This is a genomic window from Micromonospora rosaria (genome assembly GCF_001567585.1).
Taxonomy (GTDB): Bacteria; Actinomycetota; Actinomycetes; order Mycobacteriales; family Micromonosporaceae; genus Micromonospora; species Micromonospora rosaria.
The window spans coordinates 1-20,583 of record NZ_LRQV01000128.1 but is presented as its reverse complement, the minus strand read 5'-3'; the positions used below and the strand labels follow the sequence as shown (position 1 = coordinate 20,583).

16 protein-coding genes and 3 pseudogenes are annotated in these 20,583 nt (G+C 71.9%); 12 read left to right on the top strand and 7 right to left on the bottom strand.

Annotated elements, in window-relative coordinates:
* The first annotated feature begins 305 nt into the window (after positions 1-305).
* From rpsB to AWW66_RS25730, 7 genes are all read left to right on the top strand, one after another.
* Positions 306-1,163: a 30S ribosomal protein S2 gene (rpsB, locus tag AWW66_RS25760; protein ID WP_067371377.1), complete on the top strand. Its 858-nt coding sequence runs from the start codon at positions 306-308 to the stop codon at positions 1,161-1,163.
* A 124-nt stretch (positions 1,164-1,287) separates the two neighbouring features.
* Positions 1,288-2,115, top strand: a complete 828-nt coding sequence (gene tsf, locus AWW66_RS25755; RefSeq protein WP_067371375.1) for a translation elongation factor Ts — start codon at positions 1,288-1,290, stop codon at positions 2,113-2,115.
* Between the two features lie 163 nt (positions 2,116-2,278).
* Positions 2,279-3,046 carry a UMP kinase gene (pyrH, locus tag AWW66_RS25750; RefSeq protein WP_067371373.1) on the top strand — a complete coding sequence of 256 codons (768 nt, stop codon included), beginning with the start codon at positions 2,279-2,281 and terminating at the stop codon, positions 3,044-3,046.
* 116 nt (positions 3,047-3,162) lie between these two features.
* A complete protein-coding gene (frr, locus tag AWW66_RS25745) occupies positions 3,163-3,720 on the top strand; it encodes a ribosome recycling factor (protein WP_067371372.1) in 558 nt (185 codons plus the stop codon).
* 309 nt (positions 3,721-4,029) lie between these two features.
* Positions 4,030-5,541, top strand: a complete 1,512-nt coding sequence (locus AWW66_RS25740) for a phosphatidate cytidylyltransferase (protein WP_067371370.1) — start codon at positions 4,030-4,032, stop codon at positions 5,539-5,541.
* 104 nt (positions 5,542-5,645) lie between these two features.
* Positions 5,646-6,794 carry a dual-specificity RNA methyltransferase RlmN gene (rlmN, locus tag AWW66_RS25735; RefSeq protein WP_067371368.1) on the top strand — a complete coding sequence of 383 codons (1,149 nt, stop codon included), beginning with the start codon at positions 5,646-5,648 and terminating at the stop codon, positions 6,792-6,794.
* Between the two features lie 31 nt (positions 6,795-6,825).
* A complete protein-coding gene (locus AWW66_RS25730; protein WP_067371366.1) occupies positions 6,826-8,133 on the top strand; it encodes a DivIVA domain-containing protein in 1,308 nt (435 codons plus the stop codon).
* 193 nt (positions 8,134-8,326) lie between these two features.
* Here the strand turns inward: AWW66_RS25730 and AWW66_RS25725 are convergent, their stop codons facing one another.
* Complete coding sequence (locus tag AWW66_RS25725) at positions 8,327-8,548, bottom strand: DUF2631 domain-containing protein (protein WP_083978954.1); 222 nt, start codon at positions 8,546-8,548, stop codon at positions 8,327-8,329.
* 198 nt (positions 8,549-8,746) lie between these two features.
* Between AWW66_RS25725 and AWW66_RS25720 the strand changes: the two genes are divergently transcribed.
* On the top strand, positions 8,747-10,294 hold the full coding sequence (locus AWW66_RS25720; RefSeq protein WP_067371362.1) for a Rieske 2Fe-2S domain-containing protein: 1,548 nt from the start codon (positions 8,747-8,749) through the stop codon (positions 10,292-10,294).
* 100 nt (positions 10,295-10,394) lie between these two features.
* On the opposite strand, the gene AWW66_RS25715 is transcribed toward AWW66_RS25720, so the two are convergent.
* On the bottom strand, positions 10,395-11,984 hold the full coding sequence (locus AWW66_RS25715) for a phytoene desaturase family protein (protein WP_067371360.1): 1,590 nt from the start codon (positions 11,982-11,984) through the stop codon (positions 10,395-10,397).
* 109 nt (positions 11,985-12,093) lie between these two features.
* On the opposite strand from AWW66_RS25715, the gene AWW66_RS25710 reads away from it, so the two are divergent.
* Together AWW66_RS25710 and AWW66_RS25705 are read left to right on the top strand one after the other, a co-directional pair.
* Positions 12,094-14,292: an MMPL family transporter gene (locus tag AWW66_RS25710; RefSeq protein ID WP_067371358.1), complete on the top strand. Its 2,199-nt coding sequence runs from the start codon at positions 12,094-12,096 to the stop codon at positions 14,290-14,292.
* Between the two features lie 87 nt (positions 14,293-14,379).
* The gene (locus tag AWW66_RS25705) at positions 14,380-15,546 is read left to right on the top strand and encodes an alkaline phosphatase PhoX (RefSeq protein ID WP_067371357.1); all 1,167 of its coding nucleotides are present in this window, start codon (positions 14,380-14,382) and stop codon (positions 15,544-15,546) included.
* A 38-nt stretch (positions 15,547-15,584) separates the two neighbouring features.
* Here AWW66_RS25705 and AWW66_RS25700 read toward each other — a convergent pair whose 3' ends face one another.
* Positions 15,585-16,442, bottom strand: coding sequence for a YhjD/YihY/BrkB family envelope integrity protein (locus tag AWW66_RS25700; protein WP_067371355.1), 858 nt, complete (start codon positions 16,440-16,442; stop codon positions 15,585-15,587).
* 50 nt (positions 16,443-16,492) lie between these two features.
* On the opposite strand from AWW66_RS25700, the gene AWW66_RS25695 reads away from it, so the two are divergent.
* Positions 16,493-17,041, top strand: a complete 549-nt coding sequence (locus AWW66_RS25695) for a GNAT family N-acetyltransferase (protein WP_067371353.1) — start codon at positions 16,493-16,495, stop codon at positions 17,039-17,041.
* Positions 17,042-17,108: 67 nt separating this feature from the next.
* Here AWW66_RS25695 and AWW66_RS25690 read toward each other — a convergent pair whose 3' ends face one another.
* A complete protein-coding gene (locus AWW66_RS25690) occupies positions 17,109-17,528 on the bottom strand; it encodes a hypothetical protein (protein ID WP_067371352.1) in 420 nt (139 codons plus the stop codon).
* 211 nt (positions 17,529-17,739) lie between these two features.
* Positions 17,740-18,894, bottom strand: a pseudogene (locus AWW66_RS25685) (FG-GAP repeat domain-containing protein); the annotation flags it as partial.
* Between the two features lie 277 nt (positions 18,895-19,171).
* On the opposite strand from AWW66_RS25685, the gene AWW66_RS34005 reads away from it, so the two are divergent.
* Complete coding sequence (locus AWW66_RS34005) at positions 19,172-19,714, top strand: hypothetical protein (protein ID WP_157527933.1); 543 nt, start codon at positions 19,172-19,174, stop codon at positions 19,712-19,714.
* 382 nt (positions 19,715-20,096) lie between these two features.
* Here AWW66_RS34005 and AWW66_RS33040 read toward each other — a convergent pair.
* Both AWW66_RS33040 and AWW66_RS35670 read right to left on the bottom strand, forming a co-directional pair.
* Positions 20,097-20,293 (bottom strand): annotated as a pseudogene (locus AWW66_RS33040) (helix-turn-helix domain-containing protein); the annotation flags it as partial.
* Positions 20,290-20,485, bottom strand: a pseudogene (locus AWW66_RS35670) (hypothetical protein). The pseudogenes AWW66_RS35670 and AWW66_RS33040, both read right to left, overlap by 4 nt.
* Positions 20,486-20,583 lie beyond the last annotated feature (98 nt).

The window sequence follows — 20,583 nt, the reverse complement described above, 5'->3', positions numbered from 1 at the left end:
GGCGGGCGTCGTCGGTGGCCGGCCCCCGCCGGAGCATGATCGACCGGGCTCGGAGCCATGATCGATAGGCGCTCCGCAGGGCGTTTCTCCGGGCCGGCGGACGGGGGCGTACACTGGGCGACTGGCGACCGCCTCACGCGGTCGACCTCGCGCGCCCTCTCCACGGTTCCCTCTCCATGGTCCCGTGGGGCGACGGCCTCCCTGGTCCCGATCTTGGTCGGGTCCGCCATGGCCGACGACCGGGCGCCAGGACGCCCGGCCGCCGGCCGGGCGGGACAACCAGGGATCACAAGGAGTACCCCACCATGGCCGTCGTGACCATGCGTCAGCTGCTGGAGAGCGGTGTCCACTTCGGGCACCAGACCCGGCGCTGGAACCCGAAGATGAAGCGCTTCATCTTCACCGAGCGCAACGGTATCTACATCATCGACCTGCGCCAGACCCTCGACTACATCGAGAAGGCGTACGACTTCGTGCGCAACACGGTGGCCGAGGGCGGCAGCATCCTCTTCGTCGGCACCAAGAAGCAGGCCCAGGAGGCGATCGCCGAGCAGGCGACCCGGGTCGGCCAGCCGTACGTCAACCACCGCTGGCTCGGTGGCATGCTGACCAACTTCCAGACGGTGTACAAGCGGCTCCAGCGCATGAAGGAGCTGGAGGCCCTGGGCGACCTCAGCGGCACCGCCGCCGGGTACACCAAGAAGGAGACCCTGCAGCTCTCCCGGGAGAAGATCAAGCTGACCCGTACCCTCGGTGGTCTGCGGGACATGCAGAAGCTCCCGGCGGCGATCTGGGTGGTCGACACCAAGAAGGAGCACATCGCCGTCGACGAGGCCCGCAAGCTGGGCATCCCGGTGATCGCGGTGCTGGACACCAACTGCGACCCGGACGAGGTCGACTTCCCGATCCCGGGCAACGACGACGCGATCCGCTCGGCCGAGCTGCTGACCAAGGTCGTCGCCGCCGCCGTCGCCGACGGTCTGATCGCCCGTTCCGGCCGCCGCCGCGGCACCGACGAGAAGCCCGAGCCGGGCCAGGTCGGCGCCGACGAGCCGCTGGCCGAGTGGGAGCGCGAGCTGCTCGAGGAGCCGAAGAAGGCCGACGAGGAGCCGAAGACCGAGGAGCCGAAGACCGAGCAGCCGGCGGCCGCCGCCGCGGAGTGATCCGGTTCCGCGCCCCGTCGCCGGCACCGGCGACGGGGCGCGGCCGGTCCGCCGCGCACATCCGGCTCGGATCCGGGTAACCAGGCAGACCATCCCACGCAGTCCCAACACCGAAGAGAGAGTCATGTCCAACTTCACCGCCGCGGACGTCAAGCGGCTCCGCGACCTGACCGGCGCCGGCATGATGGACTCCAAGAAGGCGCTGACCGACGCCGAGGGCGACTTCGACAAGGCCATCGAGATCCTGCGTGTCAAGGGCGCGAAGGACGTCGGCAAGCGGGCCGGCCGCACCGCCGCGAACGGGCTCGTCGCCCACTCCGGCACGGCGCTGCTGGAGCTCAACTGCGAGACCGACTTCGTCGCCAAGACCGACGCCTTCATCGCGCTGGCCCAGCAGCTCGTCGAGCACGGTGAGGCCAGCGGCGCCACCAACGCCGAGGAACTGCTCGCCTCGACCCTCGACGGCAAGACCGTCGCCGACGTCGTGCAGGAGCAGTCCGCCAAAATCGGTGAGAAGCTGGTGCTGAACCGCTTCGCCAAGGTCGACGGCACCTTCGCCGTCTACCTGCACCGCAAGAGCCAGGACCTGCCGCCGGCCGTCGGCGTGCTGGTCGAGTACACCGGTAAGAGCGACGAGGCCGGGGACTCGGACGCCCGGGCGGTCGCCATGCAGATCGCCGCGATGCGGCCGAAGTACCTCACCCGGGACGAGGTGCCCACCGACGTCGTCGACGCCGAGCGGCGCATCGCCGAGCAGACCGCCCGCGAGGAGAAGAAGCCCGAGGCGGCGCTGCCGAAGATTGTCGAGGGTCGGGTCAACGCCTTCTTCAAGGACTACGTCCTGATCGAGCAGGCGTCGGTCGCCGACAACAAGAAGACCGTCAAGCAGGTGCTGGCCGAAGCCGGCATCGAGGTGACGCGCTTCGTGCGGTTCGAGGTCGGCCAGGCCTGAGCCGTACCACGGGCGTCGGACGCCCGTGGAGTGGGAACGTGTCGACGAGGAGGCCGCCGGTGTACGCGACAGGCACCGCGGCCTCCTCGTCGCATAGGGTCGTCAGGCAGGTTCGCAGTACGCAGGCGCGAAGGGCACGCGCGTGATGGGAAGGGCGGGGCGGATGACGCAGGTTGTGAGTGACCGGGGCCTGGGGGCGGAGGATCCGACCGCGCCACCACCCGGCCGGTCCCGTCGGGTGGTGCTGAAGCTCTCCGGTGAGGTCTTCGGCGGTGGGGCGATCGGGGTCGACCCGGACGTCGTACAGGCGATCGCCCGGCAGATCGCGACCGTGGCCCGCCGGGGGGTGCAGGTCTCCGTGGTGGTCGGCGGGGGCAACTTCTTCCGTGGCGCCGAGTTGCAGAAGCGCGGTATGGACCGCGCCCGCGCCGACTACATGGGCATGCTCGGCACCGTGATGAACTGTCTCGCCCTCCAGGACTTCCTGGAGAAGGAGGGCATCGAGACCCGGGTGCAGAGCGCCATCACGATGGCCCAGGTCGCCGAGCCCTACATCCCGCTGCGCGCGATCCGGCACCTGGAGAAGGGCCGGGTGGTCATCTTCGGCGCGGGCGCCGGCATGCCGTACTTCTCGACCGACACGGTGGCCGCCCAGCGCGCCCTGGAGATCCACGCCGACGTCGTGCTGATGAGCAAGAACGGGGTGGACGGCGTCTACTCCGCCGACCCCCGGGTCGACCCCACCGCCAGCAAGTTCGACTCGATCACCTTCTCCGAGGTGCTGCGCCGCAACCTGCGGGTGGCCGACGCCGCCGCGTTCAGCCTCTGCATGGAGAACGGCCTGCCGATGCTGGTCTTCGGCGCTCAGGGCGACGACACGATCATCCGCGCGGTCGGTGGCGAGCGGATCGGCACCCTGATCACCGCCTGAGCGCACCCGGACCGACGGCGCGCTCCGGTGACCGGCCGGACGTACCGGGCACCGCGACCGCAGCGGCCCGCCGAGACCACCAGCCACGACGAACACGAGAAGGAGGCGAGGCAGCGGTGATCGACGACACCCTCCTCGAGGCCGAGGAGAAGATGGAGCGTGCCGTCGAGCACGCCAAGGAGGAGTTCGGCGCCATCCGTACCGGTCGCGCCAACGCCGCCATGTTCTCCAAGATCATCATCGACTACTACGGCAGCCCGACCCCGCTGCCCCAGATGGCCTCCATCGCGGTCCCCGAGCCGCGCATGGTGATCATCAAGCCGTACGACAACTCGCAGCTGGGCGCCATGGAGAAGGCGATCCGCGACTCGGACCTCGGGGTGAACCCGAACAACGAGGGCAACCAGCTCCGCATCCTGCTCCCGCAGATGACCGAGGAGCGGCGCCGGGACATGATCAAGGTGGCCCGGCACAAGGGTGAGGAGGCCAAGGTCGCCATCCGCAACATCCGCCGCAAGGGCAAGGAAGAGCTGGACCGCCTGGTCAAGGACGGCGAGGTCGGCGAGGACGACGGCCGCCGCGCCGAGAAGGACCTGGACGACCTGACCCAGCGGTACGTGGCGACGGTCGACGAGATGGTCAAGCACAAGGAGACCGAGCTGCTCGAGGTCTGAGCGCCCTGCGCCGGCCCGACCGGCGGAACCCGTGGCACCGGAGCGCCCGCCACCCTCGTGCGCGGCCCCGGTGCCACGGTCGTCGACCTCCGGGCGGTACGTGGCGGGGTCACTCCACCGGGCGATCGTCCACCCGGCCCGTCGGGCGGGTGCAGTAGGCTCGGCACGATTCCCGGCCGCCAACGGGTGGACGACGGGAGTCGCCCGTCCGTCGGACGGGCCACATCGAACCGAACAGTCGCGCCGGTAGGGGATGATCGTGTTCTTGCGTCCTGTGGTGGTACCTGTATCGCGTCCGCTCGGTACGTGATGTCCCACCTCGACCCCTACAGCGGCCTCGAACCGCGCGGCTGGGACCGCCCCGAGCACCGCCCCGCCCTGCCCTGGCCGGACCGCGAGATCGAGCCGGCCCCGCTGGCCGCCCGGCACCCCACGGCCACGCCCGACCGGACGGCCGTTCCGGACCGGCCCGCCGGAGCACCCGACCGGTTTCCGCCGCCGGCCGGCCCATCCGCCGACGACCGTGCCGTCGCCCCACCCGGCGACGCCGCCCCGGGCCGGTACCCCGGTGGGCGTCCGGACCCGTACGCCGACGACCGCCCGGTTGGTGGCGGCCCCGCCCCGTACGCCGACGGGCCCCCCGCGGGCGTCCCCGGCCCGGCCGGCCAGGTCCCCGACCGGTACCCCGACGAGCCGGCCGGCGCGGGCCCGTGGCCGCCCGGCGGTCCGTACCCGGAGCCGGCCGGCGACCGGGCCCCGGGCCGGCGGTTCGACGTGCCGGGCGACCCCGGCGATGACCCGCTCCGGGCCCACCTCGCGCCGCCGGCCGCCGACCGGCCCGGCGGGGCGGTCGACCGGGGCGACGACGACCGGCCCACCGCCCAGTTCGCCGCGATCCGGCCGGAGCCGGACCCGGACCCGGAGACCCACCCGCCGGCCGGCCGACGTGGGCCGGGCCGTCGCCGGGCGAGCGCCGAACGGCCCCCGACGCAGCAGCCCCGGTCGAGCCGGGCCGGGCGCAACCTGCCGGCGGCCATCGGTGTCGGCCTGGGCCTCGGCGCGCTCATCCTGGTTCCGCTCTTCACCTGGCCGCCCGCCTTCCTCGCGGTGATCGCCGGCGCGGTGGGGGTCGGCATCTGGGAGATGACCCGGGCGGTGCGCCGCCGTGGCGCCCACCCGCCGGCGGTGCCACTGGTCGCCGGCGGGGTGCTCACCATCGGGCTGGCCTGGTGGGCCGGCCCGGACGCGCTGACCCTCGGCCTGCTGGTGACCGTGCTGGGCGCGACGATCTGGCGGCTCGGCGACGGTCGCGCCAACCTGCGGCCGGACCTGCTCGCGATCCTGCTGATCGCGGTCTACGTGCCCTTCCTCGGCGGCTTCACCGCCCTGCTGGCCGCGGTGCCCGGGGACGGGCACTGGCGGGTGCTGGTGACCCTGGTGGCGGTGGTCCTCTCCGACACCGGCGGGTACGCGGCCGGGGCGAACCTCGGCCGGCACAAGATGGCCCCGTCGATCAGCCCGAGCAAGTCCTGGGAGGGCTTCGCCGGCTCGCTGACCGCCACGGCGCTGGGCAGCGCCGTGCTGATCTGGTTGCTGTTCGACGTGGCGCCCTGGTGGGGCGCGTTGTTCGGGGTGGCGGTCTCCGCCGCGGCGGTCCTCGGTGACCTGGCCGAGTCCATGATCAAGCGGGATCTCGGGATCAAGGACATGAGCAACCTGCTGCCCGGCCACGGCGGCCTGATGGACCGGCTGGACTCGGTCCTCTTCGCGGTGCCCACGGCGTACCTGATCCTGGCGGTCCTCGTACCGGTGGTGGGCTGAGGGATGAATCACGCCGAGCGTCCGCTTCCGGCCGGGCGACCAGGTGCGGTTCGGCCCCTCCGGACAGGTGCGTCTCGCCCGCGACGTGGGAGACTGGTCGGGTCATGACGAGTCTGCCCCTGATTCCCGTTACGCCGGACGCGCCCGGCCGCCGGCCGGCCATGCCCCCCCGCCACCTCGCCGACCTGGACCTGTCCGGGCGCCAGGAGGCCGTGACCGAGTTGGGGGAGCCGGCCTTCCGGGCCCGACAGGTCTCCACCCACTACTTCGGTCGGCTGGTCCGCGACCCCGCCCGGATGACCGACCTGCCGGCCGCCACCCGCGACCGGCTCGCCGAGCGGCTGCTGCCCACCCTGCTCACCCCGGTCCGCGAGCTGGCCTGCGACGACGGCGCGACCCGCAAGGCGCTCTGGCGGCTGCACGACGGCTCGCTGGTGGAGAGCGTCCTGATGGGGTACCCCGATCGGGTGACGGTCTGCATCTCCAGCCAGGCCGGCTGCGGGATGGCCTGCCCGTTCTGCGCCACCGGCCAGGCCGGGCTGACCCGTAACCTGTCCACCGCGGAGATCGTCGACCAGGCGGTCTACCTGGCGGGCGTGGCCGCCTCCGGGGCGGTGTCGGGGTCCCCGCCCCGGTTGTCGCACGTGGTCTTCATGGGGATGGGCGAGCCGCTGGCGAACTACTCGCGGGTGGTGGCCGCGATCCGCCGGCTGGTCGCCCCGCCGCCGGAGGGGCTGGGGCTGTCGCAGCGGCACATCACCGTCTCCACCGTCGGTCTGGTCCCGGCCATCCAGCGGCTGGCCAGCGAAGACCTCGCCGTCACCCTTGCGCTGTCCCTGCACGCGCCCGATGATGATCTGCGCGACGAGCTCGTGCCGGTCAACCAGCGCTGGAAGGTGGCCGAGGTGCTGGAGGCGGCGTGGGACTACGCGGATCGGACCGGCCGCCGGGTGTCGATCGAGTACGCCATGATCAAAGACGTGAACGACCAGCCGTGGCGGGCCGACCTGCTCGGCCGGCTGCTGGCGGGACGGTTGGCCCACGTCAACCTGATCCCGCTCAATCCCACTCCGGGGAGCCGGTGGGACGCCAGTCCCAAGCCGGTGGAGCGGGAGTTCGTCCGCCGGCTGCGGGCCGCCGGCGTGTCCACCACCGTGCGGGACACCCGGGGACGGGAGATCGACGGGGCGTGTGGGCAGCTCGCCGCCGCCGAGGAGCGGGACACCGAGCCCCCTCGGGAGGCTACGGCGTGACCGGGCTTAGCGAACAGGACCAGGAGACATAGTGGCGAGTCAGGGGCAGCGGTTCCGGCGCAAGGCGCTCCGCCGCGGATACAAGGTCGACGAGGTGGACGCCTTCCTGGACCGGGTCGAGGCCACCCTCGACGGGCGGCCGGTCGGCGCCCCGGTGGCCTCCCAGGAGGTCCACGACGTCGTCTTCCGGGTCCGCTTCAACGGCTACGACGAGTGGCAGGTCGACCTGCACCTGGACCGCGTCGAGCGGCAGTTGGCCGAGTTGGAGGAGCGCGGCGGCGCCCCGGGGCACGGTGACTCGCGCGACCGGATGGGTCCGCCCGACCGCATGGGCCCGCCGGACCGCATGGGCCCGCCGGATCGGATGGGTCCCCCCGACCGGATGGGTCCCCCCGACCGGCTCGGCCCCCCGGACCGGATGGGTCCCCCCGACCGGATGGGGCCCCCTGACCGCATGGGTCCGCCGGACCGGATGGGTCCGCCCGACCGCATGGGTCCGCCGGACCGGCTCGGCCCGCCGGATCGGATGGGTCCCCCCGACCGGATGGGTCCGCCGGATCGGATGGGCCCGCCGATGCGCGACGACCGGAGCCTGACCGCCGGGCCGCAGCCGATGCCGCCCCGGCCCACGCCCGCGCAGGCCGGGCCGCCGGCCGACCGGTACGGCGGCCGGTACGAGGAGCCGAGCGGCGCCTTCGCCAGCGGGTACGACGCACCGCGGGGCGGGTACGACGCGCCGCGTGGCCCGGGTGCCGGCCCGGGTGCCCCGTACGGCGGTCCGCCGCCACGGGGGCTGCCGGCCGGCCCCAGCGGGTACGGCCCGGACGAGCCCCGCGACGGGTACGGCCCGCCGGACGAGCCCCGGTTCGACGGCTTCGCGGCCGGCCGGCACGGGCGTACGGACATGACCGCCGAGATCCGGATGCCGGAACGGGAACTGCGGGAGCTGCGTGGTCGGGGTCCGGCCGGCCCGCCCCCGGTACCGCAGCAGGGCCCCGCCGGCCCGCCGATGCCCGCGCCCGGCGCCCCCGGTCCCGGACCGGCGGGGCCGCCGGCCGTGGCCGGCCCGCCGATGGCCGGTCCGCCCGGCAGCGACCTGCACCGGGTCGACCAGATCCGCCGCAGCTTCCAGGCCCGCCGCTTCGGCAGCGGGTACGACCCGGACCAGGTGGACCACTTCTTCGACAGCCTGCTCAGCGGGATGGCCGGGCGTGGCCCGATGCCGGTGAACCCGAAGGACCTGGACACTCTCCGCTTCGGGCTGGTGCCCGGCGGCTACTTCGAGGCCGAGGTCGACGCCGCGCTCAAGGACGTGCAGGACATCCTGTTCGGCCGCTGAGCCCGCGCCGCCCGTCGGCGACCCGACGAACGACGGCCCGCCCCGGTTCCGGGAGCGGGCCGTCGCTGGTTCCGGGTGCACGCGGTTGGTCGCTGGCTGACCACCCTCGCCGTGGGCGTCTGCTCCGGCAGGGCCGTCGGGCGGGGGGCCAGCAGGCCCGTCGGGCCCGGCAGGGGTCAGGAGACCGCCGGGATCAGGACCGCAGGCCGTTGCGGCGCAGCACCACGTCGCCGATGACGATGCCCAGCAGTACGACGGCAATGCCGACCAGCCAGAGATCCTCGACCCGGCCCTCGTGGTTGCCGCACAGCATCGCAAGCATCGCCAACGCGGTGACCACGGCACCGATCCGCCCGGCCTTGCGGTTTCCGGGCTTGTGCTGATCTGGCGACGTCACCGGCTCGCTTCCAGCCACTGTCGGTCCTTCCCTCGCTCGTCCGATCTCCGATCAGTCTGGCACGCCCCGCCCCCGCCGCTGCGCAGGGTCCACCTGCGGGTGCCGGTCGGGACCCGGGAGGGGGTCGAAGGTCACTACCGGCGTCGCGGGCCGGCGGCCACACTGCCTCCGGTAGCGTTCTGACGTACGCCTTATCGCTTGTTGAGGGAGACTGCGGTGCGAGTGACCGGTACGGGACATGCCAGCATGCGGATCGACACGGCCGCGGGCAGCATCCTGTGCGACCCGTGGGTGAATCCCGCGTACTTCGCCTCGTGGTTCCCGTTCCCGGACAATTCGCTGCTCGACTGGGAGGCCCTGGGCCAGGTCGACTACCTGTACGTCTCGCACCTGCACCGGGACCACTTCGACGCGGCCCACCTCAGGCGGTACGTCTCCAAGGACGCCACCGTGCTGCTCCCCGAGTTCCCCACCTCGGAGATGGAGGACGAGCTGCGGGAGCTGGGCTTCACGAAGTTCCTCAAGGCCCCCAACGAGCAGGTCGTGGAGCTCGACGGCGGGCTCAAGATCATGATTCAGGCGCTGACCAGCCCGACCGACGGCCCGATCGGCGACTCCTCGCTCTGGGTGGAGTACGACGGCGTCCGGCTGCTCAACCAGAACGACGCCCGGCCGACCGACCTGAGCCTCTTCGCCGAGCTGGGGCACGTGCACGCGCACCTGCTCCAGTTCTCCGGCGCGATCTGGTACCCGATGGTCTACGAGCTGCCGCAGTCGGCGAAGACGGCCTTCGGCAAGCAGAAGCGGGACCGGCAGTTCGACCGGACCTGGCGGTACATCGACGACCTGAAGGCCGACCACGTCTTCCCGATCGCCGGCCCACCCTGCTTCCTCGACGACGAGCTGTGGCAGTTCAACGACATCCACGGCGACGAGGGCAACATCTTCCCCGACCAGTCGGTCTTCCTGGCCGAGTACGCCAAGGTCGGTGGCACCAACGGCATCGTGCTGCTGCCCGGCAGCGTCGCGGAGGTCACCACCTCCGGCGCGACCACCACCCACCCGCAGCCGGTCGAGGAGTTCTTCGCCAACAAGGTCGCCCACCTGGAGGAGATGCGCGAGCGCAAGCGGCCGATCATCGAGGCGGAGAAGGCGTCCTGGCGGCACCCCGAGGTCGACGTGCTCAAGGAGCTGAAGCGGCGGGTCGAGCCGCTGCTGGAGGAGTCGATCTACCTCGCCAAGGGGGTCGGCGGGCCGGTCCGCTTCGACCTCGTCGGGTACGACGGCGAGAGCGTCGAGTCGATCGTGGTGGACTTCCCGGGCAAGCAGGTCCGCCCGTACGCCGACGAGAAGGTCCGGTACCGGTTCCGCACCGAGCGGGCGCTGGTCGAGCACCTGCTGCACATCGGCGAGGTGGACTGGGTCAACTCGCTCTTCCTCTCCTGCCGGTTCTCCGCCGCCCGGATCGGCCAGTACAACGAGTTCGTGTACGCCTTCTTCAAGTGTCTCTCCACCGAGCGCCTCCAGTACGCCGAGGGCTGGTACGACGAGCACGAGCGGGCCGTCGACGCCGAGGACATCACCCTCGGCGACTGGACCGTGCAGCGGCGCTGCCCGCACCTGAAGGCCGACCTGAGCCGGTTCGGCATCGTCGACGGCGACCAGCTCACCTGCCAGCTCCACGGCTGGAAGTTCGACCTGCCGTCGGGCCGCTGCCTGACCAGCGTCGGCCACAAGATCCGCGCCGAGAAGACCACCGCCTGACCCGCCCGCCGGGCGCCGCGCTCGCTCTGCGGCTGCGCTCGGCCGCGGGTGGTGAGAAGGGCTCCCTTCTCTGCCGTATGCGTTAACAGGGGGCCCTTCCTTACACGTCGGTGAGGATGCGGCGGGCGGCGTTGTGGCCGGCGGCGCCGATCACGCTGCCCGCCGGGTGGCAGCCGGCGCTGCCCGCGTACACGCCGGGGACCCCGGTGGCGTACGGCATCCGGTCGGTGAACGAGACCGTGTTGTCGACGTGGTGGATGTGGCCGCCGGTGATGCCGAAATGCGCCTCGATCCCGGGCGGGGTCAGCGGCACCGCGTCGGCGACGAGGTCGGCGGTGCCGGGGGCGTACCGCTCGCAGATCTCCAGCAGCCGGTCGACGTACCCGGGCAGGGCCGCGTCCCAGGTGGTGCCGGCCAGCTCGTACGGGACCGACTGGACGAAGAGCGCCGACGAGTGGTGCCCGGCCGGGTCGGAGAGCGACGGGTCGACCGTGGTGTGCAGGTACCACTCGATGGTCGGCTCGGCGGGCAGCCGCCCGGCCCGCACGTCGGCCCACATCGCGCGCAGCGCCGCCATCGGCGGCTCGCCCTCGCCGCCGACCAGCGAGGCGGACCCGGGCAGCAGGTGGATGGTGGAGCCGAACGGGCTGGCCGCCTGCTCGGGCAGGCAGGAGAAGCGGGGCAGCCCGGTCAGCGCCAGGTTGAGCTTGAGGGTGGTGCCGGTGCGGCGGACCGCCGTCATCCGCTCGTGCAGCGGCGCCGGAAGCGCGCCGTCGGGCAGCAGCTCCATCAGCCGGTACGGGTCGCAGGCGCCGAGCACCACCGGGGCGGCGACGTGCCGGCCGTCGGCGAGCAGCACGCCCTCCGCCGCGCCACCGGAGAGGGTGATCGCGGTGACCGGCGTACCGGTGCGGATGGTGGCCCCGGCGGCGCGGGCGGCGTCGGCGAAGGTCCGGGAGACGGTGCCCATCCCGCCCTCGGCGATCATCCAGGTGCCGTCCGCGCCGGGCAGCCGGCACATGTTGTGCACCAGGAAGTTGTGCCCGGTGCCCGGGTCGTCCGGGCCGGCGTTGAGCCCGGAGAGGCCGTCGGTGACCGCGTACATGCTGACCAGCAGCTCGGAGCGGAACTCGAAGCGGGCCAGGTAGTCGGCGACCGAGCCGTCGACCAGGTCGACGAAGACCTGGCGCAGCGCCGGGCGGACGTACCGCTCGGCGGTCTCCGCCACCGGCAGCGGCTCGGCCAGCCAGGCCGGCGCGAGGTCGTCGCGCAGCGCGGCCAGCTCGGCCTGCATGGCGTCGTCGGCGGCCACGTCGGCGGGGGAGAAGAACTCCGTGAGCTGCCGCCGGGTCGCCGCCCGGTCGCTGCCCATCAGCAGGTACGGCGAGCCGGGGCCGCCCGGGGTGGGCAGGAAGTAGTGCGGGTCGCGGCGCAGCACCGGGATCCGCACGTCGAGGGTGGCGAGCAGCTCCGGCGGCATCAGGCCGAGCAGGTACGACCCGGTGGAGTGCCGCAGCTCGGGGACCTTCGGGAAGGGGCGCTCGGTGCGGGTGGCGCCCCCGATCACCTCGGCGGCCTCCAGGACCAGCACGTCGAGCCCGGCGCGGGCCAACAGGACGGCGGAGACCAGCCCGTTGTGCCCGGCCCCGACGATCACGACGTCCGCCCGGGACGGCAACTCAGGGTTCATGGCGGGAAGCCTAGCGTCGCTCTGCCCCACCCCGTGCCCCCCAGATGTGAGAGGGGAACCCCTCTCTACCGTATGCGTTAACAAGGGGCCCTTCCTTACTGGAGGAAAAATGTTCGCCTGGTGGGGACGGGCGGTGGTGCGTGCCCGGTGGGGGGTGCTGGCCGCCGCGGTGGCGCTGGTGGTGCTCGGGTCGACCTGGGGAGTGGGCGTCTTCGGGCAGCTCACCGGGGGCGGCTTCGACGACCCGGCGAGCGAGTCGAGCCGGGCGGCCGAGCGGATCGCCACCGAACTGGGGCCGCAGGGCGCCGACCTGATCGTGCTCTGGTCGGCGACCGACGCCAGCGTCGACGAGCCGTCCTTCGCCGAGCCGGTGGCCGGCACGGTCGACCGGCTGCGCGGGCAGCCCGCCGTCGCCACGGTCACCACCTGGTACGACACCCAGGCGCCGGCGCTGGTCTCGACCGACCGGCGGGCCACGTACGCGCTGGTGCAGCTGCGCGCCCCCGACGAGGACGGCAAGCTCGCCGCGTACGAGGAGTTGCGTCCGCTGCTGGACGCGCCGGGGCTGCGCACCCAGGTCGGCGGGGCGGTGGCGTTCCTGGAGACGGTGAACACCCAGACCACCCGGGACATCTTCCGGGCCGAACTGATCTCCATGCCGGTGCTGCTGGTGCTGCTTGTGCTGATCTTCGGTGGGCTGATCGCCGCGTCCATGCCGTTGCTGATCGGCGGGGTGGCGATCCTCGGCGCGTTCGTCGCGGTGCGGGTGGTCAACCTCTTCACCGACGTGTCGATCTTCGCGATCAACGTGATCACGCTGATCGGGCTGGGCATGGCCGTCGACTACTCGCTCTTCGTGGTCAGCCGGTTCCGGGAGGAGGTTGCCGCCGGCCGCAGCACCAGCGCCGCGATCGCCCGTACCATGGTCACCGCCGGCCGGACGGTGCTGGTCTCCGGGCTCACCATCGCGCTCGCCATGGCCAGCCTGCTGATCTTCCCGCAGGCGTTCCTGCGCTCCATCGCCCTCGGCGGGATGGCCGCCGTGCTGGTCGCCATGCTGGGCGCGCTCACCGTGCTGCCGGCGCTGCTGGTGGTGCTCGGGCGTCGGATCGACGCGCTGCGCATACCGCTGCCGTGGCGGCGGCGAGGCCCGCAGCGGCCGGTCGAGCCCGGGACCGGCGCGTGGGCCCGGATCGCGCACAGCGTGATGCGTCGCCCGGTGCCGTACCTGATCGGGGTGACCGCGCTGCTGCTGGCGCTGGCCACGCCGTTCCTGCGGGTCGAGTTCGGCGGGGTCGACGAGCGGGTGCTGCCGGCGGGCGCCGCGCCCCGCCAGGTGGCCGAGCGGATCGCCGACGACTTCCCCGGCGGCAGCGTCGCCCCGATCGACGTCCTCGTCTCCGGCGCCTCCGCCGAGACGGTGGCCGCCTTCACCGAGCGGGTCGCCCAGGTGCCGGGCGTGACCGACGTGACGCCCACCGCGAACCGGGGCGGGTCGACCCTGCTCGCGGTGAGCTACCCGGGCGAGCCGACCGGGGAGGAGGCCCACGACGTGGTCCGGGAGTTGCGCGCGCTGCCCGCCCCGGAGGGCGCGGAGGTGCTGGTCGGCGGTCGGCCCGCCGCCGACCGGGACCTGCTGGACAGCCTGGTCGACCGGCTGCCGTGGATGGCCGTGCTGATGGCGGTGGCCATCCTGGTCCTGCTCTTCCTGGCCTTCGGTTCGGTGCTGCTGCCGATCAAGGCGGTGCTGATGAACCTCGTCTCGATCGGGGCGTCGTTCGGCGTGGTGGTCTGGGTGTTCCAGGACGGGCACCTGTCCGGGCTGCTCGACTTCACCCCGACCGGCTTCATCGAGCCGACCAACCCGATCCTCATGCTGGCGGTGCTCTTCGGCCTGGCCACCGACTACGAGGTGTTCCTGCTCTCCCGGGTCCGCGAGGAGTGGGACCGCACCGGGGACAACACCGCCGCGGTGGCCGCCGGGCTCCAGTACACCGGGCGGATCATCACCGCCGCGGCGCTGCTGCTGATCGTCGTGGTCGCCGGCTTCGCCACCGGCGGGATGACGTACCTCAAGCTGATCGGCATCGGGATGATCGTGGCGATCGTGGTGGACGCCACCCTGGTCCGGATCCTGCTGGTGCCGGCGACCATGCGGCTGATGGGCCGGTGGAACTGGTGGGCGCCGGGGCCGCTGGGGCGGGTCTACCGCCGCTGGGGCATCCGCGAGGCCGGCGACGAGGAACTCGGCGACGACGGTGCCGGCGGCGGTGGGGAGGCGGGCCGGGTCGCCCGGGGCACCGCGTAGCGTCACCCCCCGTTCACCCTCCGGCGGGGGTGGTCGACGCCCGGCGGGCCTAGGGTCGGCCGGGCATCGACTCATCGGGAGGTATCCATGGATCGTCGTACCGTCCTGCGCGTGGGAGTCCTGGGCGCGGGGACCGCCACCTTCGCCGGCGCGCTGTGGCAGCAGGCGTTCGCCGCCGTCGCCCAGCCCGGCCCCAGCCCGTACGGGGCGCTGCTCGCCGCCGACGCCAACGGCATCCACCTCCCCGCCGGGTTCACCAGCCGGGTGATCGCCCGCTCCGGGCAGAACGTGCCGGGTACCTCGTACGCCTGGCACCGGGCCCCGGACGGCGGGGCCTGCTTCCGCTCCGGTACCGGCTGGATCTACGTCTCCAACTCGGAGATCCCGGTGGCCGGGGGCGCCTCGGCGATCCGGTTCACCGCCGACGGGTCGATCGCCTCGGCGTACCGGATCCTCGGTGGCACCAACGTGAACTGCGCCGGTGGCGCGACCCCGTGGGGGACCTGGCTCTCCTGCGAGGAGGTGCCCCTCGGGCGGGTCTTCGAGACCTGGCCGGACGGCAGCCGGCAGGCCGAGGAGCGGACCCGGATGGGCCGGTTCACGCACGAGGCCGCCGCCTGCGACCCGGACCGGCGGGTGGTGTACCTGACCGAGGACGAGTCCGACGGCTGCTTCTACCGGTTCGTCCCGGACACCTGGGGCGACCTGCGCACCGGCACGCTGCAGGTGCTCTGCGGCCCCACCGACCAGGTCGCCGGGCCGGTGACCTGGCGGGACGTGCCGGACCGGGACGGCATCCCGGTCCCCACCCGGCTCCAGGTCAGCGCGGCGAAGCACTTCAACGGCGGGGAGGGCTGCTGGTACGACCGGGGCACCTGCTGGTTCACCACCAAGGGCGACAACCGGGTGTGGGCGTACGACGCGGTCAACCAGCGCATCGACCTGGCGTACGACGACAACCTGGTGCCCGCCGGCACCGCGCCGCTGACCGGGGTGGACAACATCACCGGCACCAGCGGCGGTGACCTGTACGTGGCCGAGGACGGCGGCAACATGGAGATCAACGTCATCACGCCGGCCGGGGTGGTCGCCCCGATCCTGCGCATCGCCGGGCAGAACTCGTCGGAGATCACCGGCCCGGCGTTCTCGCCCGACGGCCGGCGGCTGTACTTCTCCTCCCAGCGCGGCACCTCCGGGGCCAGCGCCGGCAGCGGTGGCATCACGTACGAGGTCACCGGCCCGTTCCGCGCCTGAGAAGCGCGGCGGCGTCGCCTGCGGGACGCGGCCGGCGGTCAGGCCGGGTCGGAGGCCGGTGTGCCGGCTCCGGCCCGGCGGGCCCGCCAGTCGGACAGCGCCAGGGTGGCGGAGTACCCGGCCAGCACGATCACGTGGAACACGTACAACCAGAGCAGCACCGCCACCCCGGCACCGATCTCGACGAACCCGCCGAACGGCACCCCCAGGTCCAGCGGCAGCGAGCAGAACAGCACGAACCCGTGCAGGAACCCGGCGAGGTTCGCGGCGGTGAACGACCCGACGGCCAGCGCGGAGAGCCAGTCCGGGGAGGCCGGCCCGACCACCCGGAACACCCAGAGCAGCACCGGGGTGAGCACCAGCCACACCCCCAGGAACGACAGCACGATGCCGAGGAACCCCACCCAGCCGCCCTCCCGGACCAGCCGGGTGGTGGTGGGCAGCGCGATGAGGATGCTCAGCAGCAGCGCCGGGGCCGGGGCGAGCAGCGGCAGCAGCAGCACCCGGCCCCGCCACCCCACCAGCGACTCGTCCCCGTCGGAGCGCGCCACCGAGACGAAGGCCCGGCGGAACCCCTCGCCGTACAGCGAGGCCGGCAGCAGGGCGGCCAACGCGAGCAGCGGGGTCAACTCCACCCCGGCGGTGACCAGCGCCTCCACCGCGCGGGGCGCGCCGATCGCGTTCGGCAGCGTGTCCACCGCGTACGCGGTGAGCCGGCGTACCCGCTCCCCGCCGGCCAGCAGCGCGGTCAGCCAGATCGCCAGCAGCGCCACCGGTACCACCGCGATCCCCCCGTAGAAGGTGATCGCGGCGGCGTGCAGTGACAGGTCCCGCCCCCGTACCGGACGGAACGCGGCCCGGGTGATCCGCCGCGCCCGCTGCCATCCGCTGCCCATCGCGACTCTCTTCCCCGTCCACCCGTCCGGCACGCATTACGATCACGCAGATGACGATCGCCGCCACCCCACGACTCGTCCTGCGTAACTGGACCGAGGCCCCCGCCGACCTGGCCCGGCTCTACGACATGTACTCCCGGCCCGAGATCGCCCGCTTCCTGGGCGCCTCCGCCAACCTGCCGCTGACCGACCCGGCCCAGGCGCGCACCCGGGTGACCCGGTGGCAGGAACGGCACGCCGACCACGGCGACCGGTACGGCGTCTGGGCGATCGAGGTCCGCGACAGCGGGCTGGTGGTCGGCACGGTGCTGCTCAAGCCGCTGCCCGGCCGGGACGAGAGCCGGCTCACCGACGACATCGAGGTCGGCTGGCACCTGCACCCCGACTCGTGGGGCCACGGCTACGCCACCGAGGCGGCCCGTGCCCTGGTCGACCGGGAACTCGCCACCGGCACCCCCGTGGTGTACGCCGTGGTGCACCCGGAGAACACCGCATCGATGGCGGTGGCCCGCCGGCTCGGCATGACCCACGTCGGCCGCCGCACCGACTGGTACGGCGGCGAGGAGCTGGAGACCTTCCTCCTGCGCCGCCCGGCCTGACCCGGCCGCCGCCCGCCCTCGACCGGCGCTCCCGGTGGCCGTGCCCGGCACGGTGGGCCGCCTGCGGTCACCGCGCCCGGCGGCGCGCCCGGTGCCGGTCGTCCTGCTGGTCGACCGGGCCGTGGCCAGGCGGTCGACGGCTGCTGTCGCTGCTCTCGGTGCTGTCGGCGCTCCCGGCGCTGTCGAGCTGATGGCTCTCGTGGATCGCGTCGCTGCGCAGCGCCGCGACATGGGCGCGGGTGAAGGGCCTGCCGCCGCGCGCCACCTGGATCCCCCGGGTGGCCTCCGCGTACTCGACCGAGTCCTGCTCGCCGTGGTCGGCGAGGATTCCCCGCACCCGGTCGAGGTCCTTCTCGTTCTGGATGCGGTCGCTGGCCTCCCGCCGCAGCCGCTCGTCCGCCTCCTGCCGCCGCTCGCGTTCCGCCTCGGCGCGACCGGGGTACGCGCCACGCTGGTCGTCCTCGTCGATCGGTCGTCGGTGTTCCACCGGGGTACCTCCCGCAGGTCGGTGCAGACTGGCACCCGACCTACGGCCCTCCTGGCCCGCCGGTTCGACGGCCTGTCGGATCGGTGCGGGCGGCGCGGTCATGCGCCTGCGGTACCTCGCCACCGCGCTATCGCCTCGGGGCCGCGACACACCGTCACGCCGGACGCGCGACACGGCCGGGCACCGGGTGCGAGCAGCACCGCCCGAGTGGTCAGCCGAAGGACTTCATCCCGCTCCAGTTGTCCCCCAGGACGACCTTCATCGGGACCCCGGCGCTGGTGGTGGAGGGGTGGTACACGCGCATCTGGCCGTCCGTACCGGATCGGACCCAGAGGTCGGGCACCTGGTCGCCGCTGACGTCGGGGATCGCGATCACCGCGCTCATCGCCCCCTCGGACCAGCCGGTGCCGTAGGAGACGTCACCGTCGCGCGAGTTGGCGGCCTGCTTGAGCGAGTTCAGGTCGACGCTGCCGGCGGTCGGGCCGGGGCGGCCGTGGCGGATGTACATGTTGCCGTTGTCCAGGTTGCGCCAGACCAGGTCGGGGGTGCCGTCCAGATCGGTGTCGGCCACGTTGACGACCTCGCGGCGGGCCCAGGCGGTGCCCTCCATCAGGGTCGCCTCCTGGAAGCTGGCCCCGGTGTAGCCGCCGAGCATCCAGAACGCGGTGCCGGCCCGTACGGCCAGGTCCGGGCGGCCGTCGCCGGTGACGTCCCCGATCGCCTTGATCTGGGTCCAGGTCGCCGGATTCGGCGTGCCGGGCGGCAGCAGGACCTGCAGCCGCCGGTCCACGTCGAAGCTGCCGTACCCGTCGCCGGGGTAGAGCCAGAAACGGCCGTCGGGGGTACGGGCGAAGAGATCGGTGATGCCGTCGCCCGGGTACGTGTCGGAGTGCTTGGTGATCAGCGCGGCCGTGCCGGTGCCCGGGTCGTACCAGTGGCCGGGCGGGTTCAACTGGTTGCCCCTGGTGTACGAGGCGGCGAGCCAGGAGTACAGCTCCCCGCCCTCGTCACCGGCGTAGTTGCGCAGGTTTCCGGTGGCGTCGACGAGCAGCAGGTCGGGGATCTCGTCCCCGGTCGTGTCGCCGGGACGGTCGGCCGTCGAGCCCGGCGGCACGTAGAAGGTGTAGTCGGTCCGGACGCTGCGGTTGCCGGCCGCGTCGAAGGCGTACACCTGCAGGGTGGTCGGTCCGGCGTGCCGGGGGGCCAGGTTGGGCACGGTGGCCTTGCCGCCGGTGGCCGTCACCGGCGTCGCGCCGATGCTCTCGAAGGAGTAGGTGAAGTGGCTGGCGCCGGCCGCGCTGAACCCGATGGGACCGGTCTCGCCGAACTTCTTGGTGGCCCAGGTCGCGCCGTCGGGGGTGGCCCCTGACCCAATCTCGTGCATACCTAGAAGGCTTGAGGGACCGCACTTCGCGTCGGGGTGGGCGCAACGCTGAAAAATACACTGTATTGGTTGAGTACAACGTAGAAGACGGTACCCGGGACGCGCTCATGGCTGTTGGAAAGCTGCCGAAAGTAATTGGTCAAGACAAGGATTCCGTGCACTTGAAATCCGAGCGCGGCTTTGAGGCATTCGGATTGAGGACTGGATCTGTTCACGTCTTCAACGATAATATTGTTCGCTTCCGCAGGATTGAGGGTTGGTGATGGTTCGAAAGTCGAATAAAGCGGCAGGAGTGGTGGATCGTATAATCTCTCAAGGCCCAGTCACTGCCGCTATTGCTGAACGCGTTAAAGATGAGTTTCCGGAAGTGTCCCAGTCGCTGGTGAGCTGGATACGGGACGCTGCGAACGAGTGTGATTGGAGTAGGGTTGGACGATTCTCGAATTTGGCTGCTGCGCTTCGAGTTGTCGGCCTGAGTGAGGTGTTGTCCGAGCTGCTGGACAGGGGTGAAAGTGGGCTCAATGAGGAGGATCTGGTTGATATTCTCGGTGAGGTTAAAGCTGTCGAGAGCGCAGGTGTGATATTTCGAACGTTGCGGCGCCGTCTGGACTCTGATTCACCCGCATATTGGTTGAGTCAGAAGGCCATATTTGCCCTTAGTGAACTGGAGACGGATGAGGCAAACAAGTTCCTTGAAGAAATGACTAAGGATGGGTGGCCAGGCGTGATTCGATGGCATGCGGCAGTGGCTTTGCGAATTGAGGTCGAGCTTGGGTTCGATGAGGATGCGATGCTCGGTTAGTGCTGCATGGGCAATTTCTTGCGAGAGTTTCTGACGCCTCGCGGCGCGGGCGACGCGAAGGACGAGCTGAAATTCGGTTACCCAATATCACGCAATCATCGAGAAATCATAAAAAGCAACTATCTACGCTGCAGCCGCGATGACTTCTGGGAGATGCGAGCCGGGAAACGCCCAAAGCCTGCGCTCTTGCAGCAACGGTGCAGCCCTTCGATAGTTCCCTGGCAGCCAAGAAAGCCGCCATCGAACGAGCGAAGAAGGCAGCCCAGGCGGCAAAAAAAGCCGCCGCAAAGGTCAACTCCACCAGCAACAAGGCCGCCAACGAGGCTAAGAAGACCGGCAACCACGTCCACAAGCAGGCCCAGGCCAGGTCCAACCCCAAAGCCTATGGGGCCCTTGGTGGCGCCCATGAGGTTGGCCACCTGCTGCTGGGTCAGCCCAGCTGCTGCGGCGTACCTCGGCGAGGCGGTGTCCGACGACGGTGGCGAGCAGTTCCTGCTTGCCGGCTTCGACGGCCTGCTCGCCCCCGGCGCGCTCGACGTGGGCGGGGCGGATGTCTTTCCAGCGGACGTAGCTGCTCACGGCTGACCGCCCTCCTCCTCGGCGCGTTCTTTCAGGTAGATCTCGTAGCGCTGTTCCGCCACGGGGATGGCTTCGCGGTACCAGTCGTCCAAGCCCAGGCCCGGCCTCAGCGAGGGTATCGATGGCCTACCCGACCCGGGCGTGCGTGGTCGCGTCGAGGGTGTCGAGCCAGTCGCGTACCTCTTCGGCCATCCCGGCGGGGCAGTGTGCCGGACAAGGTGTGCGACCCGGGCACTTATGTCCCAAACGCTACCGCCCTTGAGGTGGGCCTCCGAGAGACCTTGGAGCCG

What these genes read in the sequence shown, in the direction of transcription:
- AWW66_RS25710 (WP_067371358.1), top strand. Translation starts at nt 12,094, where the DNA reads ATGTTCGCCTGGTGGGGACGGGCGGTGGTGCGTGCCCGGTGGGGGGTG.
- rpsB (WP_067371377.1), top strand. Translation starts at nt 306, where the DNA reads ATGGCCGTCGTGACCATGCGTCAGCTGCTGGAGAGCGGTGTCCACTTC.
- AWW66_RS25740 (WP_067371370.1), top strand. Translation starts at nt 4,030, where the DNA reads ATGTCCCACCTCGACCCCTACAGCGGCCTCGAACCGCGCGGCTGGGAC.
- AWW66_RS25695 (WP_067371353.1), top strand. Translation starts at nt 16,493, where the DNA reads ATGACGATCGCCGCCACCCCACGACTCGTCCTGCGTAACTGGACCGAG.
- rlmN (WP_067371368.1), top strand. Translation starts at nt 5,646, where the DNA reads ATGACGAGTCTGCCCCTGATTCCCGTTACGCCGGACGCGCCCGGCCGC.
- tsf (WP_067371375.1), top strand. Translation starts at nt 1,288, where the DNA reads ATGTCCAACTTCACCGCCGCGGACGTCAAGCGGCTCCGCGACCTGACC.
- pyrH (WP_067371373.1), top strand. Translation starts at nt 2,279, where the DNA reads ATGACGCAGGTTGTGAGTGACCGGGGCCTGGGGGCGGAGGATCCGACC.
- AWW66_RS25700 (WP_067371355.1), bottom strand. Translation starts at nt 16,442, where the DNA reads ATGGGCAGCGGATGGCAGCGGGCGCGGCGGATCACCCGGGCCGCGTTC.
- AWW66_RS25705 (WP_067371357.1), top strand. Translation starts at nt 14,380, where the DNA reads ATGGATCGTCGTACCGTCCTGCGCGTGGGAGTCCTGGGCGCGGGGACC.
- AWW66_RS25715 (WP_067371360.1), bottom strand. Translation starts at nt 11,984, where the DNA reads ATGAACCCTGAGTTGCCGTCCCGGGCGGACGTCGTGATCGTCGGGGCC.